This is a genomic window from Pseudoalteromonas sp. SR44-5 (assembly GCF_014163675.1).
GTDB classification, from domain to species: Bacteria; Pseudomonadota; Gammaproteobacteria; order Enterobacterales; family Alteromonadaceae; genus Pseudoalteromonas; species Pseudoalteromonas rhizosphaerae.
In genome coordinates this window covers 48,197-64,570 of sequence record NZ_JACJDT010000014.1, presented here as the reverse complement: position 1 = coordinate 64,570, position 16,374 = coordinate 48,197, and the positions used below count along the sequence as shown (strand labels likewise).

15 protein-coding genes are annotated in these 16,374 nt (G+C 37.9%); 7 read left to right on the top strand and 8 right to left on the bottom strand.

All coding sequences use genetic code 11. From position 1 onward, the window contains the following. Position 1: 1 nt before the first annotated feature. The 4 genes from H5154_RS10170 to H5154_RS10155 form a co-directional block, all read right to left on the bottom strand. A complete protein-coding gene (locus H5154_RS10170; protein ID WP_182718194.1) occupies positions 2–1,276 on the bottom strand; it encodes a hypothetical protein in 1,275 nt (424 codons plus the stop codon). Beyond that, positions 1,276–1,884, bottom strand: coding sequence for an SIS domain-containing protein (locus H5154_RS10165; protein WP_182718193.1), 609 nt, complete (start codon positions 1,882–1,884; stop codon positions 1,276–1,278). Before H5154_RS10165 ends, H5154_RS10170 begins: the two co-directional genes overlap by 1 nt. Continuing rightward, positions 1,881–2,828 carry an NAD(P)-dependent oxidoreductase gene (locus H5154_RS10160; protein ID WP_182718192.1) on the bottom strand — a complete coding sequence of 316 codons (948 nt, stop codon included), beginning with the start codon at positions 2,826–2,828 and terminating at the stop codon, positions 1,881–1,883. The genes H5154_RS10165 and H5154_RS10160 overlap by 4 nt, the downstream gene beginning before the upstream one ends. A gap of 68 nt (positions 2,829–2,896) precedes the next feature. Beyond that, complete coding sequence (locus H5154_RS10155; protein WP_076923520.1) at positions 2,897–3,622, bottom strand: cytidylyltransferase domain-containing protein; 726 nt, start codon at positions 3,620–3,622, stop codon at positions 2,897–2,899. A gap of 186 nt (positions 3,623–3,808) precedes the next feature. Here H5154_RS10155 and pseI point away from each other — a divergent pair, with 186 nt between their 5' ends. Genes pseI through H5154_RS10130 form a run of 5 tightly spaced genes read left to right on the top strand, consistent with a single transcriptional unit; the run spans position 3,809 to position 9,287 of the window. Further along, positions 3,809–4,858, top strand: a complete 1,050-nt coding sequence (gene pseI, locus H5154_RS10150; protein WP_182718191.1) for a pseudaminic acid synthase — start codon at positions 3,809–3,811, stop codon at positions 4,856–4,858. Next, entirely contained in the window at positions 4,855–5,943 is a 1,089-nt protein-coding gene (locus tag H5154_RS10145) for an FkbM family methyltransferase (RefSeq protein WP_182718190.1), read from the top strand. Before pseI ends, H5154_RS10145 begins: the two co-directional genes overlap by 4 nt. Then, the gene (locus tag H5154_RS10140; RefSeq protein ID WP_076923517.1) at positions 5,943–6,185 is read left to right on the top strand and encodes an acyl carrier protein; all 243 of its coding nucleotides are present in this window, start codon (positions 5,943–5,945) and stop codon (positions 6,183–6,185) included. The genes H5154_RS10145 and H5154_RS10140 overlap by 1 nt, the downstream gene beginning before the upstream one ends. 2 nt (positions 6,186–6,187) lie before the next feature. Further along, entirely contained in the window at positions 6,188–7,771 is a 1,584-nt protein-coding gene (locus H5154_RS10135) for a hypothetical protein (RefSeq protein ID WP_182718189.1), read from the top strand. Next, on the top strand, positions 7,761–9,287 hold the full coding sequence (locus H5154_RS10130) for a class I adenylate-forming enzyme family protein (protein WP_182718188.1): 1,527 nt from the start codon (positions 7,761–7,763) through the stop codon (positions 9,285–9,287). The genes H5154_RS10135 and H5154_RS10130 overlap by 11 nt, the downstream gene beginning before the upstream one ends. Before the next feature lie 5 nt (positions 9,288–9,292). On the opposite strand, the gene H5154_RS10125 is transcribed toward H5154_RS10130, so the two are convergent. Genes H5154_RS10125 through pseB form a run of 3 tightly spaced genes read right to left on the bottom strand, consistent with a single transcriptional unit; the run spans position 9,293 to position 12,638 of the window. Further along, positions 9,293–10,429 (bottom strand): Gfo/Idh/MocA family protein, encoded by a 1,137-nt coding sequence (locus H5154_RS10125; RefSeq protein WP_182718187.1) that lies wholly within the window; start codon positions 10,427–10,429, stop codon positions 9,293–9,295. 56 nt (positions 10,430–10,485) lie between these two features. Next, positions 10,486–11,640, bottom strand: coding sequence for a UDP-4-amino-4,6-dideoxy-N-acetyl-beta-L-altrosamine transaminase (gene pseC / locus H5154_RS10120; RefSeq protein WP_182718186.1), 1,155 nt, complete (start codon positions 11,638–11,640; stop codon positions 10,486–10,488). Then, positions 11,637–12,638 carry a UDP-N-acetylglucosamine 4,6-dehydratase (inverting) gene (pseB, locus tag H5154_RS10115; protein ID WP_149981506.1) on the bottom strand — a complete coding sequence of 334 codons (1,002 nt, stop codon included), beginning with the start codon at positions 12,636–12,638 and terminating at the stop codon, positions 11,637–11,639. The genes pseC and pseB overlap by 4 nt, the downstream gene beginning before the upstream one ends. A gap of 210 nt (positions 12,639–12,848) precedes the next feature. Here pseB and H5154_RS10110 point away from each other — a divergent pair, with 210 nt between their 5' ends. Together H5154_RS10110 and H5154_RS10105 are read left to right on the top strand one after the other, a co-directional pair. Next, positions 12,849–13,634 (top strand): flagellin, encoded by a 786-nt coding sequence (locus H5154_RS10110; RefSeq protein ID WP_149981504.1) that lies wholly within the window; start codon positions 12,849–12,851, stop codon positions 13,632–13,634. A gap of 163 nt (positions 13,635–13,797) precedes the next feature. Further along, on the top strand, positions 13,798–15,234 hold the full coding sequence (locus H5154_RS10105) for a sigma-54 dependent transcriptional regulator (RefSeq protein ID WP_149981502.1): 1,437 nt from the start codon (positions 13,798–13,800) through the stop codon (positions 15,232–15,234). A 418-nt stretch (positions 15,235–15,652) separates the two neighbouring features. Here the strand turns inward: H5154_RS10105 and H5154_RS10100 are convergent, their stop codons facing one another. After that, the gene (locus tag H5154_RS10100; protein WP_145239421.1) at positions 15,653–16,240 is read right to left on the bottom strand and encodes a DNA-3-methyladenine glycosylase I; all 588 of its coding nucleotides are present in this window, start codon (positions 16,238–16,240) and stop codon (positions 15,653–15,655) included. Positions 16,241–16,374: the final 134 nt, after the last annotated feature.

Below are 16,374 nucleotides of genomic sequence, written 5' to 3'. Positions count from 1 at the left end.
TTTAGATTGCCGCCTTATTTATTTTATTCTCAAGAAGAGAAAATTGAGTTTGAATATTTTCAAATGAATCATCCATCCATGCATTTATTTGAAATTCATTATCATTAAAGTAATGATTTTTTCCAACTTCAAAGCCGTGCATGCTATTTGTTCTGTCTGATAGATTTGGAATATCATTCGAACACCATCTAAAAATGATTGAGCGAGCCCCTTCAAGATAGCTAATCGGATAAAGAGGACCACTGTCAACACCCATATTTATATACGCTTCATGGTATAAGGCGAGCCTGATACTTAAATCTACAGCTGCAAGGGGATACGTTGTAAGCGATTGATATTTTTCTTCAAGGGGCTCACTTACTTTATAAGTATCTCTAATAATTAGCGGAAAGTATTCATTGAGGTCTAGTGATAATGCAAAATCAAGCCATGCCGTTGTATTGCTATTTCTGTGCTCGGAATTTGCCCAATATTCTCTCAATGTAATTGTTATTAGCTTTTTTTTGCCCACGTTATGTCTTATGAAGTCATTAACAATAGTATAAGCTTGTTGTGGAGGTGCTAAGTTACTTAATTTAATATTTTGCTCGGCATAAGATTTTAATAATTTAAAATCTCCAGCTGCTTGTCTAGGGTTTTGAAAGTAGTTATTTGGATATATGCTAGGGTTCAAGCTTTTATAGTATACAAGGCTACTTTGCGAAATCGGCTGATCAATACCTATGCATGAGGCAAGACAATTAAACATGGGTTTAATAACCTTTTCGATACGCCATTTAGCATCAACGTTATCGTGATATACATTTAATCCTGGAGTATCGTCACTATGGCTAGGGATAATTACAAATTGAATATTTTTTTTATTTTGTTTTTTTCGTTCTATTTCAGCTAAAACGATAAAAGTAGTTACATCAAAGCAGGGCAAATTATAAGAGAGATCATAAAAAGCATATAACGTTGATTTAGTATCAATAGCAAATTGCATTTGTATACAAGGAATGAGCTTACCGCTCATGTGGTTAAAAAAAGAACATTGATTAGTGGTAATACCAATTTTATTTAAAGATTGTAAGATATCAAAGACAAATTCAGAACAAATTACTACTTGGAGCGTTTGTTTTTTTTCTAGTTTTGATAATTCTTCTAATGATTTTGCAGGCGTGCCTTTGTATGATTCGCCACCATTTGTACAAGCAAAAATATTATTGTCAGTATTATATTCTGATCGGATAAACATTTCTGTTGAGGCTGTAATTCCGTAGACAATGGTGGTCATTAATTAGCCTCACGTAATGCATTGTATAGAGCTTTCATTAAGATATGCCCGACAATAACTTGAGTATCTTCTGATATCTGCATATCTTGGACTTCGAAATGGAAAACTTGGTCAAGCATCGGCTTAACTTTACCGCCAGAAAATCCTAAAATGCCCACTGTTTTCATGCCAATGTCGAGTGCTTGTTGAGTCGCTCTAATTATATTTTCAGAGTTACCGCTACCAGATAAAACAAGTAAAATATCATTGCTATTTGCTTTAACTTTTAGCTGATGTGCAAAAATATTTTCATAACCAATGTCATTGCCTAGGCAAGTTAAAACAGAGCTGTTTGCTGGTAATGCTTCAACTTTTAATGCATTACCTTCTGGGCTAATACCAAATGTAAAGTCATTTGCAAGGTGGATTGCATTTGCTGCTGAGCCGCCATTGCCACATAAATATAAAGTGCCGTTATTTGCCTTCATAGTAAGTAAGGTATCAACAAGACTCTTAACTTGTTCACTATCTAACTGTTTTAATACATCCGTTAGGGTGTTCACATAGTTTGTTGTCAGTTTTTTCACTGAATCCTTGGCTATAGTGGTTGCAGATTGGTTGTTAGTCATAAAACTTCTCTTTGCATCCATTTAAGGTTGTAAAAATGGTCTTCATCTTTAAGTAAGTCTTGTTTGTAAGCTGTAATAATTTCGGTAATGGCTGTGTCGACATTTTTATTGGGTGTAAAACCGCTAGATAGTAACTTATCTGAATTAATACGGTAACAACGAGGGTCATTTGAAGGAGTAACCTCAATCTCGCATGCTATTTTAGCCTGTACCATTTTTGCTATATCCATAATTGAGATATTTTCAAACCCTGCATTAAAGACACCAGAGACTTTCTCTGGATTATCCAGCATATAAATATAGAGATCAGTAATATCGTCAATATGAATATTTGGTCTGACTTGATCGCCGCCAAACACTGTGATTTTTCCATTTTTTAGAGCTTGCATTGTCAGCATATTGACAGAAACATCTAAGCGCATTCGTTTAGATAAACCGCATACAGTTGCTGGGCGTACAATTTGTACCGCCATGTCGTCGGCATAACTAAGAAGTACACGCTCTGCAACCATTTTCGTTTTGTTGTATTCAGAAATAGGCTCAAGCGTTAAGTCCTCAGTTACTTGCTCTTCATCTTTAACGCCGTATACGCTACCCGATGACGCATAAATAAACTGTTTTATTCCACAGCGCTTTGCTTTATCGGCTAAGCGCATAGTTGCTAACGCACTCACTTCCCATGTTAATTTAGGGTTTAAATCACCACAGGGATCGTTTGCGATAGAAGCAAGATGAATAATAGAATCCACACCGTCTAAGTTAATCGTATCAGTGTCGCGTACGTCACCTTTAATGACTGAGAGGTTGTCATGAGAGGGCAAAAAATTACCAAACCATTGGATGTCAAACGCGATTACGCGATGGCCTAAAGCCAGTAGTTTTGGAACCAGTACAGTTCCTTTATAGCCAGTTGCACCGGTAACTAATATTGTTTTTGGATTCATTTAATATTCTCTAATTCTTTGGTAGTCATAAATATAATGTTCAATGACATACAATTATTATGCCTAACTTAAGTAGATTTTTGCTCTACATGTTTATTTATATCGGTGATGTGAGGGTTTTCCTTTAATGTTTTTATTAAATCATTATAGGAAAAATCTACTTTATTCAAAAAATGCTCATAAACAGCGGTAATTGCTTTGTAATCGTCTGGTTCATCAAGTGTTAGGCGAAAGTGGCTATAATCTTCATACGCACTGAATGTGTGAGTCGTTATAGTATTAAATTTTGCCATGCCTAACGTAACATGCTCACGATCGTCCGGTGATGTTGCTTTTAGATGGGTATTCTCTAGTAAATCAAATGAAAATGCGCAGCAGTCAAGTCCTCTAGGGTAACCACTATGAGGACCTAAATTAACCATGTCATAGGTTTGAGTCACTCTTTCATTAATCACTTTGTTACATAGCTCTTCATCAATCAGTGGACAATCACTCGTTAGCCTAACTATGGTTGTAGATGATTGAGCATTATAATGTTTAGCAGCCAGATAATAGCGGCTTAGTACGTCTTGTGTATCCCCTTGGTAGGTTTTAATATTCAGCTGTGTGCATAAATCCAAGATAGGCTGCTCAGTGCCATCATTAGTTGTTGCGACAATGATTTGATCGTGCCAGTTTGGTAAGCGTTCAAGCATAATTTGTAACACTGGTTTGCCACACAGCGGCAACATCACTTTGGCAGGCAATCTGGTTGATGTCATACGTGCTTGAATTATTATTAATACATCAGACATGGTCACTGGTAATCGTAATTATTATTGAGATAAATATAGCAAATCATTACACTCTTGCACATAACTTAAAAGTTAAAATCCTTTTGGATCAATATAGTTTATCAAATTGTAAGCTATTGTAGATAATTAGGTATGAAATTTGCTTTGATTTAATGATTTTTTGACAGTGCAATTTAAGGGGCGCAAATGGCGTTTAATTCTGAAATTACCATCGATGGTAGAAAAATTGGGCCAGGTCATCCTGTGTATATTATTGCCGAAATGTCAGCAAACCATGGTCAAAATTTAGAGCAGGCGAAAGCGTTAGTTAGAGCCGCAAAAGAGGCCGGAGCTGATGCGATAAAGTTACAAACTTACCGCGCAGATACTTTAACAATGGATTGTAAATTACCGCATTTTGAAGCAACAGGTCCATGGCAAGGACAATATTTATATGATTTATACGAAGGGGCATATATGCCATGGGATTTTCACGCCCCTTTAATTCAGCTGGCGAATGAAATCGGTATCACTATTTTTTCTTCACCATTTGATGATTCTGCAGTCGATTTATTGGAATCTTTTGATTCACCTGCATATAAAATAGCTTCGCCAGAGTTGATCGATCATGACCTCATTCGAAAAGTTGCTGCGACTGGAAAGCCGGTGATTATGTCAACAGGTGGAGCAACGCTTGCTGAGATTGACGAAGCTGTGAAAGTTGCTCACCAAGCAGGAGTAACAGATTTAGCTATATTGAAATGTACAAGTAGCTACCCAGCTCCCCCGCAAAGCATTAATTTAAAAACAATCCCTCATTTAGCAGATGTTTTTAAAGTACCAATAGGCTTATCGGATCACACATTAGGTAACCATATACCTGTCGCCTCTGTAGCTATGGGGGCGACAATTATAGAAAAGCATTTTGTGATGAGTAAAGAAGATGAAACGGCTGATAGCTTTTTTTCCATGACACCAGATGAACTTGAAGATTTAGTTCAAGGAGTTAGGCAAGTTGAGTTGGCTATTGGCAGTGTACATTTCCCTAGTGAGCCCAGTAAAGCAAGGCGTTGCCTATTTGCAGTGAGGGATATTGCTGCTGGTGAAGTTTTGAACAAAGAGAATGTGGTCAATCTAAGGCCTGGTGTAGGTGAGCTGATGCCAAAGGATTTAGGATTTATAACGGGCAGACTCGCAACGAAAGCGATTAAAAAAGGTATGCCTTTGACTTGGCATCACGTTGGAGCGATTAAATGAACTATCTAATTTACGGAGCGGGTCATTTTGGAGAATGTTTTTATAGAATTTTAGTAAAGCAAAAGCTACAAGTTAATGGGTGGATCGATCAACGTTTAGTTAGCCAGATGAAGTATAATTTACCTATTTTTGATGAGCATACAGCTGATCGTAATATGACAGTCATTGTTGCTGTAACGCCGTTAGTTAACTCTAATAGAGGGCAAATCAAAGAGCGCCTACAAGAGCTCGGTTATAATAATGTTCTTGGCTTTTTTGAGGCTGCACGAGAGTTCCCAGAAGTGTTTAAGGAATATGCACAGCTAGAGCATTTATGGATGCGCACAAGTCATCATGATATGTTGAATTTACCAAGTATTAAGTGGTTACGAGCGCGTTTGGGGGATGATAAAAGTAAAAATATATTAGATAAATTGTGTGCTTTTAGGGCATCCCTTTCTATTGATGACTACCCTGAACCGGATAGAAAAATTGAGTACTTCCCAGATGATATACCTTTCAATTTTCAATCACCAATTCGTTTTATCGATTGTGGTGCTTATACTGGGGATACAGTAGAGGCGTTTGTAGAACTTCATAAAAAAAATATTATAACACTTGAGCATATTTCCTCATTTGAACCCGATACAAATAATTATCAAACACTTACAAATACACAAAACAGGCTAAAGAAAAATAATCCTGAAATTTCTTTTCAAGCATTCCCTTCGGGGGTTTGGAAATGTGTTGATTTACTTAATTTTAATCAAGGGCAAACAAGCTCCAGCAATATTATACAAAGTGAAGTTATAAATGATTCTTCAGTATCTGTTGTTGATTTAGACTCAACTTGTCAAGCTATGGATATAAACTATATAAAAATGGACATAGAGGGGGCCGAATTAGCTGCTCTTGAAGGTGCCAAAAGTTTAATTCAAACCCAACAGCCTGTGCTAGCTATTTGTGTTTACCATAAACCGAAAGATTTATGGGAACTCCCTCAATTTATCGATCAATTGCAGCCTAATTACGATATGTATTTACGAGTACATGAACATTTAGGGTTAAGCACCGTTTTGTATTGTATTCCAAAAGGTTCTCATTAATGAAAAATCAACTTATTAACTTTTTATATCAGTTTTTTACAGACAGAGGTTGCGCTGTTGATATTGATAATATTTTAGAGCTTTCATTCAAGGATGATATAGCTTTGGATTCATTTGAGATTCTGACATTAGTAATGCAGATTGAATTGACTTTCGGTATAAAAATTGAACCTCAGGAATTGCTTGATCCAAAGACGAATTATGTGAGTGGATTTGTTGATATGGTTATGGCAAAGCAATAATTATGTTTGCAATTCGTATCACTAATAAGCAAGACAATGGCATTGGTCATTTAATGCGAATGAAACATTTGGCTTCTGCATTAAAACAGCATCAATTAGGTGTCCACATAATTCTTGATGATTTATGTCAGTTTAGCCAAACGCTGTATGCAGATTTTAAAGTGGCTGATGTTCATTGGCAAAATTATGAAGAGGACGCACTTTTAACAATTAATTATATGCATCAGAATAGTTTATCGCATTTAATAGTTGATAGTTATACTTTACCGCATGAATACGAGCAGTTGATAAAGAAATCCGGTTTTACCTTAACCGTTATTGATGATAACGAGCGACAACATACTTGCGATTTTTTGATTGATTATAAATGGGTAGGACCGAATACAAAGAGCCGTTATGAATCGCTAGTACCGACTGATTGCGTTCGTCTTTTAGGCCCGAATTATTGTATTTTAGATCCCACATATCGTACCGTTGAAAAGCACTCTTCGGAGTCAGATCTTCCCGTTCGAGTTTTATTTTCATTAGGTGGCGGTGGTGATCTTTTTATTCTAAAAAGAATCTTTGATGGATTACCAAGAGCCATTCAAGCAAATGTTCTTTTTGATATAGTGGTAGGTCCCTATGCAACGAATAAAGATACTATGTATGCTATTGGGCAAGAGTTTCCAAATATTAATATTTTAGAGAATGTAACTTGCCTGAAAGAGTATTATGAAAGAGCCTCACTTTTTGTGGGTGCATTAGGCACCTCTTTTTATGAATGTGCTGCGACTAAAACACCAGCGATTACTTTTTCTCTTGAGGATAACCAGACTAATGATATTGATATCTTGGAGTGGTTAGGTCACTACCTCCATATTAATGATGTTTCTATTGATGATTTTTTGCGATTAGGAGAGTTAATTGATATCGCTCTTAGTCAATTACCAAGATTACAATTGCTGGTAGCCAAAAGAAAAGTATCGGTTGATGGCGAGGGGGCACGGCGAATAGCTAAAGCTCTTGTCGGTGAGAAGATATCAACAAATTGTTTTGCTATTGCTGAGCAGCACTGCGAAGTAAAGACTGAATTAACAGATAATTTGGTTGTTTGCCAAGTTGATGATACCCATATAAATAGTTATTTATCGGCTAGAAACTTACCTAGCAATAGCGTGAGAATGACTGTGCAGAATGCTATTAAGCCATTGGAACATTATTTATGGTGGTTTAATCAATCACGTTTTAACTTTGTGATTACAGAGCGAGAAGGCAGTAGGCAATCTCAAAGTTTGTATATCTGGCATAATTTATATAAAGATAAGTATTTATATGGCGGCTGGTTTTCTTGTAATCAAGATCTTTCCTTGCCCATAGCTATGATCGCCTTACAATGGCAACTTGAGTTTTGTAAAGCGAGTCATCCCAATGCTATTTGGCTTGCGGTGATCCACAAAGACAACAAATTTGTAAATTTGCTAAATAGCTATATGGGATTTGTGGCAATACCAATACATTCAAAAGAATATAAAGTAACGCAACAGTTATTTCCTTTGGCCGATGAGCAGTTTAATTTTGTAATGTGGGACCCAAATGCACAATAAAAATATATACCAGCTTGTTCAATCACATACGGTTACTCAACCTGAGAAAATTGCGTGTATATATCAACAGACCCAAATTAACTACCAACAACTAATAAATAAGGTTGATTCTTTAGCTGCTGGCCTGACTCAGTTAGGAATTAAGCAAGGACATAAAGTTGCGTTATTTTGTCCAAATAACCTCGAGTTTACATATTGTTTATTAGCTGCGGCTAAACTGGGTATTGCGCTTGCGCCATTACCACTAACTCTTAAAGGACAGGCTTTATCAAAAGCGTTACAAGTAGCTGATTGCGAGTATGCTATAGCATGGATAAGTGTGGCTGAACAACTTGTTAATAATGATGTTTTAGCTACCGACAATATAATTACGATAGGTGGCAATAGTGATAACTTGATTGATTTGGTCAATGTAATGTCTGCATCCACGGCGCAATATGATGAGTTTCCAGTAGAAAATATCAATTTACCTTATATTCTTACCATGACTTCAGGTTCTACTGGTCAACCTAAGCCAATAGTATTTACTCAAGCGACTAAAATTGTTCGCGCATTTGATGCGACGGCTCAGTATTACCAATTAGATAAAAGCGATGTTGTGTTGGTTTCAACACCTTTATATCATTCACTTGCACAGCGCTCTTTACTGATGCCACTAATGTTGGGCGCAAGTGTAGTTATTTTACCCAAGTTTTCAGTTAATGCTTGGCTTGATGCAATCAATACTCATAAAATTAGTTTTTTATTTGCTGTTTCAAGTCAACTAAAGGCCTTGATCCCAGAGTTAGCAAAAGCGCAGTTAACAAGCTTGAAGTGTGTTGTATCATCTTCTGCAACGCTTGAAAGCGACGACAAAAAGTCACTGTTATTAGCCTTGAATTGCCGTTTTCATGAATGTTATGGGGCATCAGAAATGGGGGTGATCAGTGATTTTGATATAACCGAGCCGAATGTACCGATCAATAGTGTAGGTAAGCCTTTACCAAATCTGAAAATAAAAATATGTGATGCTGAACGTAATACTTTGTCTAATGGTAATATCGGTGAAATAGCTTGTCGCTCACCAACTGCGTTTGCACAATATTATAACTTACCAGAGCAAACTGCGCAGAGTTACGACAGTGATGGTTATTTTTTTACTGGTGACCTTGGTTATTTGGATGATGATAATTATCTTTATTATGTTGGTCGAACAAAAGAAGTTATTAAATCGGGCGGGATCAATGTTTACCCGAGCGATATTGAGTTGGTAACTAATTACTTACCTTGGATTGCTGAGTGTGCGGCTTTTGGAGTAAGTGATGATAAATTTGGAGAAGTCATTTTATTATCTTTTGTTTGTAATGATACTGCGCCAGTGAATGCAAAAATGCAGTTGCAAATGCATTTATTCAAAGAACTTACTGACTATCAGCAACCGCGAATTTTGTTTGAGATGAAAAGACTGCCAAAAACCGAAATGGGTAAAATCCATAAACCGAGTATCAAGCAGGCATATCTAGAGAGTTGTAATTAAGCGTATTACACGCTTTCCCAGCCAAGTGTTTGTGTCGAACGTTTGGCAGCAGCAAATAACTTTAAGCCATCTGCGGCGTGTTCTAAACCAAATACGTATGGTTGGTTATTTTTTTGCCCTAGTTGAAAACATTGTAAATCTTCAGCGATGTCGCTGTATAAGTTTGCAAATGCTTCTACAAAACCAGTGGGATGGCCTGGTTTCATGCGGTTATATCTAAATTGGTGGGCGTAGTCGCACTGACCCGCTCGGTCTAATATCTCTCGCCTACCATCATTAAAATTTAGTTCTAACTCATCGGGGTTGAGCTGTAACCATTTAGCACTTCCGGTATCTCCATACACTCTGATCTGTAAACCGTTACGATGACCAATAGCCGTTTTTGACATCCACATGCTGCCTTTGACGCCACTGGCATACTTTACTAGCATTTGTACGTCATCGACTAAATTAGCATATTGAGAGTGGTTACTAAATTCGGCTAATGTGTGAGTTGGTTCCTCACCCAATAAAAAGCTACTTAGGTGATGAAGGTGAACACCTAAATCTAAGCAAATGGTTGGTACTTCAGCATCTCGCAGACGCCACGCCTGCGGTTGTGATGTTTTTCCCGCGATATCGGGGGGGCGGCGAAAGCCTTCTTGCGGCATTTCTAAATGAATTTTTTGAATTGTTCCCAGCTTTCCTGAATTTATTAAATGCTTTAACTCACGTACCATTGCATAGCCACTGTAGTTAAAAGTAACAGCTAAAAATTGTTTCTTTGGATCATAATAAGGGCGAAGAATTGCAATTTCTCGTGGTCCACAAACCATCGCTTTTTCACAGATTACGGGTAATTTTTTTTCGAATAAATACTGTAAAACTTCTAAATGATGCGGTGTTGGAGTGAGCACTACAAAAGCATCAATGTGACCCTTTTCAGCTTCGACCATTTCTTTCCAATCTGCGTAAACACATTCTGCTGGGATCCCCCAATGAATACCTGTAGCTTGATTATTTTCTTGATTACGACAAAAGGCACCGGCAACAACTTGAAATTTATGATCCATGTGAGCTGCGCAAAAGTGTACATAGCCAACAGCTGACGTGTTACCCCCGCCAATAAAAGCAAGTTTGAAAGTCGGGTGAGTTTGTAACATAGTTGCCTCAAGGTTCATTAAATAATATGTTTATATCGTCAAAAAGGTTGAAAACTTTAATTTAAGATTTGCTGTAGAGTGTTCAGTATAAAATGCACTTCTTGCTCTTTCAACGATGGATGAAGAGGAAGGGTGATAGCACCTTGATAATATTTTTCAGCATTAGGGAAATCACCAGCCTTAAAGCCTAGAGCTTGATAGTATGGCTGTAAATGTATTGGAATATAATGAACGTGGCCAATGATCCCTACTGCTCGAAGCTGAGTTACAGCGTTTTTATGACGAGTTGCATCGCTATTATTAAGTTGAATTATGTACAAGTGATAAGCGGAATAACAGGTATCAATTTGTTGCAATGGACGAACCAAATTTAAATTAAGATGTGTATCATATATTTTAGCAAGGTGATGTCGCTGCTTAATAAATTCGTCAACTTTACTTAGTTGGCTAAGCCCTAACGCTGCGTGTAAATCAGTCATTCGATAATTAAAGCCAAGCTCGATTTGCTGATAGTACCAAGGCCCATGGCTTGCATCGGTCATTTCACTTTCATCTGATGTGATCCCATGGCTTCTTAATCTTTTTAAACGCTTTGCTAAATTATCATCATTTGTAACCGCCATACCGCCTTCAGCTGACGTGATGATTTTCACAGGATGAAAGCTGAATACGCAAATATCTGAAAACTCACAATTACCAACAGGCTTATCTAAATATTTAGCACCAATGGCGTGAGAGGCATCTTCGATAATTTTAAAATCATATTTAGTAGCGAGCTGATGAATGGCTTGCATATTACATGATTGACCCGCCAAGTGTACCGGTATTACAACTTTAGGTAAGCAGTTATTTTTTTCTGCTAGGATCAGCTTCTGCTCAAGTTCCTTAATCGACATGTTGCCGGTATCTAAGTCAATATCAACAAAGTCAATCTTAGCACCACAATAAAGTGCGCAATTACTTGATGCTACAAAAGAAATAGGAGATGTCCAGACTATATCGTTTTCTCCAACGCCTAATGCTAGGCATGCGATATGTAACGCCGATGTTGCACTATTTACTGCAATGCCATGCTTTACTTTACAGTAACTAGCAATGCCAGCTTCAAATGCGGGTACTTTAGGACCTTGCGTGAGCCAGTCAGATTGTAAGACATTGAGTACCGCATCAATATCTGCTTGGTCAATAGATTGCTTTCCATATGGGATCATAAAAGTGCCTGAATATTAAAAGCTGCTATTTCTTCTATCGTTAAGAAGTGGGGGTTACTTAAAGAACTATATTCAAATCCGATCTCAACTTTCCTACCGCACTCATTTAATGCATTTGTATCAAAATTATTGCTGCGACTACTAAATTTAATGCCAGGTGCAATCACAAAATGATCATCAAATTCGTAGGTATCAAAACACAAATCAGAAGGGCACATCACCTCATGTAATTTTTCGCCCGGGCGAATACCGATATTTTTTTGTGGCAGGTTTGGTGCCATTGCTGTTGCTAAATCAGTAATACGAATTGATGGGATCTTGGGAACAAAAATTTCTCCCCCTAACATCCTCTCAAAGTTAGTTAAAACGAAATCAACACCTTGCTGAAGGCTGATCCAAAAGCGGGTCATTTCTTCATGGGTGATAGGGATATGGTCGCGGCCTTGATCAATAAACTTTTGGAAAATAGGCACTACTGAACCGCGCGAGCAGACTACATTACCGTAGCGAACAACTGAAAATGTGGTGCGATTACCACCGGCAATATTATTAGCGGCAACAAACAATTTATCGGATGCTAATTTTGTCGCACCATATAAATTAATTGGGTTGGCTGCTTTATCAGTAGAAAGCGCAATGACTTTTTCAACATTATTGTCTAAGGCAGCATCAATGACATTTTCAGCACCATTAATGTTAGTTTTGATGCATTCCATCGGGTTATATTCTGCGGCAGGGACCTGTTTAAGAGCTGCAGCATGAATAACGTAATTTACTCCACGCATTGCACGGCGTAAGCGGTCTTTGTCGCGTACATCACCGATAAAGTAACGCATACATGGTTGATCAAAGTCTTGCTGCATTTCAAATTGTTTTAACTCATCACGAGAGAAAATAATTATTTTTTTTGGCTTGTATCGCTCAAGTAACGTTTTTACGTATTTTTTACCGAATGATCCGGTACCACCGGTAATTAAAATTGTTTTGTTATCGAACATAGTTTTACCCAAGTTATTTATCATTGGCGTAGTTATAGTAAAAAATTAAATACGCAAAAAGTGAAATTTAATACACTGCTCAGTACTTTACCTATTAACAGAGTAGGTTAGCAAGCACGATGCCAAGTTAATTTAATTAAACAATGGTACAAAGTGCAAAATTTGGCAAATTAAGCTATAATTTAACCAATCAGCGTGTCGGAGCCTGTTATGAAAATTCAATCACCAGCAACTAGTTTTTTAAACCAAACACAGCAAACCAGTAACAAGCTTGCAGAGCAACTTGCTACGGGTAAAAAAGTCAACTCTGCGGCAGATGATGCCGCGGCATTGCAAATTATAGATCGGTTAACCTCCCAGCAAGACGGTTACAGCCAAGCGGTGAATAATGCCTATGATGGTATTTCTTATTCGCAAGCGACCGAGTCAAACTTGTCGGGTGTCAACGATGCTGTCTCGCGTATTCGTGAATTATCTATTCAAGCAGGTAATGGCGCATTAAATGATAATGACCGTGCTGCTTTGCAAGAAGAAGTGGTGCAATTACAAAGTCAGATTACAGAGACGTTTGAAAATGCCAATTTTGCAGGTAAACCTTTGTTTGATGGTCAGTCGGTGTCGTTTCAAGTTGGTCCAGATGCGAATGCAAATCAAACGGTTACTCCTTCGGATGGTAGTTTTGCATCAGTAATATCAACAATTGATATTTCTACTCAAGCAGGTGCACAAGCTGCAATTGATATTAGTGACCAAGCGGCGGACGAAATTAACGCCCAGCGTGCTGAACTTGGTGCTTTTCAAAATACATTGGCTAGCACTATTAAAGGCCTGGGTACTCAGCAAGAAAATATTGCCGCGAGCCAAAGTCGAATTCAAGATACCGATTATGCTCAGGCGGTTTCACAGCAGGTATCAAATGATATTTTAGCTCAAGCGTCAATAGCACTGCGTGGCCAAGCTAACCAATCGGCTGAATCTATTTTAGGGTTATTATAACGGCTATGATAAAACAGTAATTCTTAAGTATTACTTGCAATTAGCTTAGTGTCTGTTTTTTGGCATCTATGTCAAAAAACTGCCGCTTTGTGCTTGCATCCCTGTCAAACTCGCTTACAATTTAAATTATTAATAGCTTGTAGTAACTGTGGTTCGCTAAATAATGATCTTGATTTTAGACAATAATAATAATCGTGCGATTGGTTTACATGCTGCGCTTACCTTTATTGGTGAGGCAGTGCAACTGCTTGACGATGCAAGCCTTGAACAAGAATGTGAAAAATACCAAAAGCAATCATGTATGGTGATCCTCGGTGCATTGCAAAGCTTAGATCATGAAAGCGTGATCAAGCGCCATCCAACAATACCATTTCTATTAATTGGTGAAACCCTTAAACCACTGTTGAGCATTGCCAATGTAGTTGGCCTTATCTGTGAACCTTTTAACCATGATGTAACGACTCAATTACTGCATGATTGCCAACAGTATCAACGGATGTTGCCAAATGAGCATAAACACGCAAAACCGCACAAAACCTTTGATGGCTTAGTTGGTGAAACTGAAGCGGTTAAAGATGTACGCTTTTTAATTGAACAAGTTGCTAAAACGGACGCTAATGTATTAATTTTAGGCGAATCAGGTACTGGTAAAGAAGTGGTTGCTCGTAATGTTCATTTACTATCAAAACGTAATACAGGGCCATTTGTACCCGTTAACTGTGGGGCGATACCTGCGGAGCTGTTAGAAAGTGAGTTATTTGGTCATGAAAAAGGCGCGTTCACTGGTGCTATTTCAGCGCGTAAAGGCCGCTTTGAACTTGCCCAAGGTGGGACGCTTTTTTTAGATGAAATTGGCGATATGCCGCTACAAATGCAAGTAAAGTTATTACGAGTGTTACAAGAGCGCAGCTATGAGCGGGTTGGTGGTACAAAACCAATTCAAGCCGATGTGCGGGTGATTGCTGCAACACACCGTGATCTTGAACAAATGATAGAGCAAGGAAGTTTCCGCGAAGATCTATATTATCGACTCAATGTTTTTCCTATCGAAAACCCATCTCTTGCAGAACGTGCTGATGATATTCCATTATTATTAAAAGAGTTAATGCGCCGTATTAATGAGCAAAGTGGTACTACCGCTAAGTTTACTGAGCGGGCAATTGATAGTTTAAAAGAGCACACATGGCCGGGGAATATTCGCGAGTTAGCGAACTTAGTTGAGCGTATGGTGATCATGTTGCCAGATAAAGTGGTTGATATTCCCGATCTACCAGCAAAATATCGTTATATTGAAGTTGATGCTTATGAACCACAATATCCCGAAGAGCTTATGGAGCGTGATGCTTTCAATGATATTTTCAGTACTGGTTTTAGTGATTACGACGATGAGCCAGAAGTTGAAGCAATTCAGCCATCAGCAGACCTTTTACCCGACGAAGGGATTGAGCTAAAAGATTATTTAGCTGAGCTGGAAATTAGCCTGATCACTCAGGCCTTAGAGCGTTATGATTATGTCGTAGCGCGTGCTGCGGAGATCTTGGGTGTACGCCGCACAACCTTAGTTGAAAAAATGAAAAAATATAACCTATCACGAGATTAACACGTGCTAAGTTGCTAATATTTTACTTCGCAATATCAGTAATTACAGAGTGTGGTCGTCGTTTACGGTGATAAGTTCATTGACGCGCTAAAGCACTACCTACCATTTCGGTGCTTGCAAATAGTTACTTAATTTTTACCACCGAGGCGCTGCGCGCTACACGGAGCTGAAGGGCTAGGACCCTAATCCCTTCCTCTTTGAACTCGGAGTTCTCTGTGGTGGATCAATCATTTAAAGGTCTTTTGCACAAAGAGAAGTGAATGAGATCAAATGAGCAGATAAAAATATATATAAATCTTTCGTGGCTGAAGCCTGCTTATATGTGGGTTAAGCATTTGTAGGAAATGGCTTCAGCCATTAATTCCTAGACGCTAGATTTAGGATCCTAGCGCCTAGTCACTTTTCTAGCTCTTAACACCTAGTATTTTTCAATAATCTCAGCTTTACGAAAACAATCATTACTGTGATCATTCACCATACCACAGGCCTGCATATGGGCGTACACTGTGGTTGGACCTAAAAACTTAAATCCCCGTTTTTTTAAATCTTTTGCAAATGCAGTTGAGGCCTCTGTGATTGCAGGGTAGTCACTAAGTTTATCTAACTCATTCACTAACGGCTTACCACCTACAAACTGCCATTGATAGTTACTGAAGCTGCCAAATTCTTGCTGAATTTCAATAAAACGTTTGGCGTTATTTATAGTTGCTACAATTTTTAAACGATTACGTATAATTGTTTCATCAAGCATTAATCGTTCAACATCGTGCTCGTTCATTTGTGCGACTTTTTCTACATCAAAATCCAAAAATGCACGACGATAACCATCACGTTTCTTTAAAATCGTATACCAACTTAATCCTGCTTGTGCTGATTCCAGAGTAATAAATTCAAAAAGTGTTTGGTCATCATATACTGGGATCCCCCATTCATCATCGTGATAGGCAACATAGTCATCTTTACTGGTATCGAGCCAAGGGCAGCGACATAAATTTGTTGAATTCATAGTGTCTCCTTGCTTTGCTTATTTTAGTTTGTCATTTTTTTGTCGCGTTATTTATACGCTAAGCAAATGAAATTAATCAATATAATTGTTGGTACAATTTGTGCATTTAGCTAGTTAGATCCTGTAAACGAGAA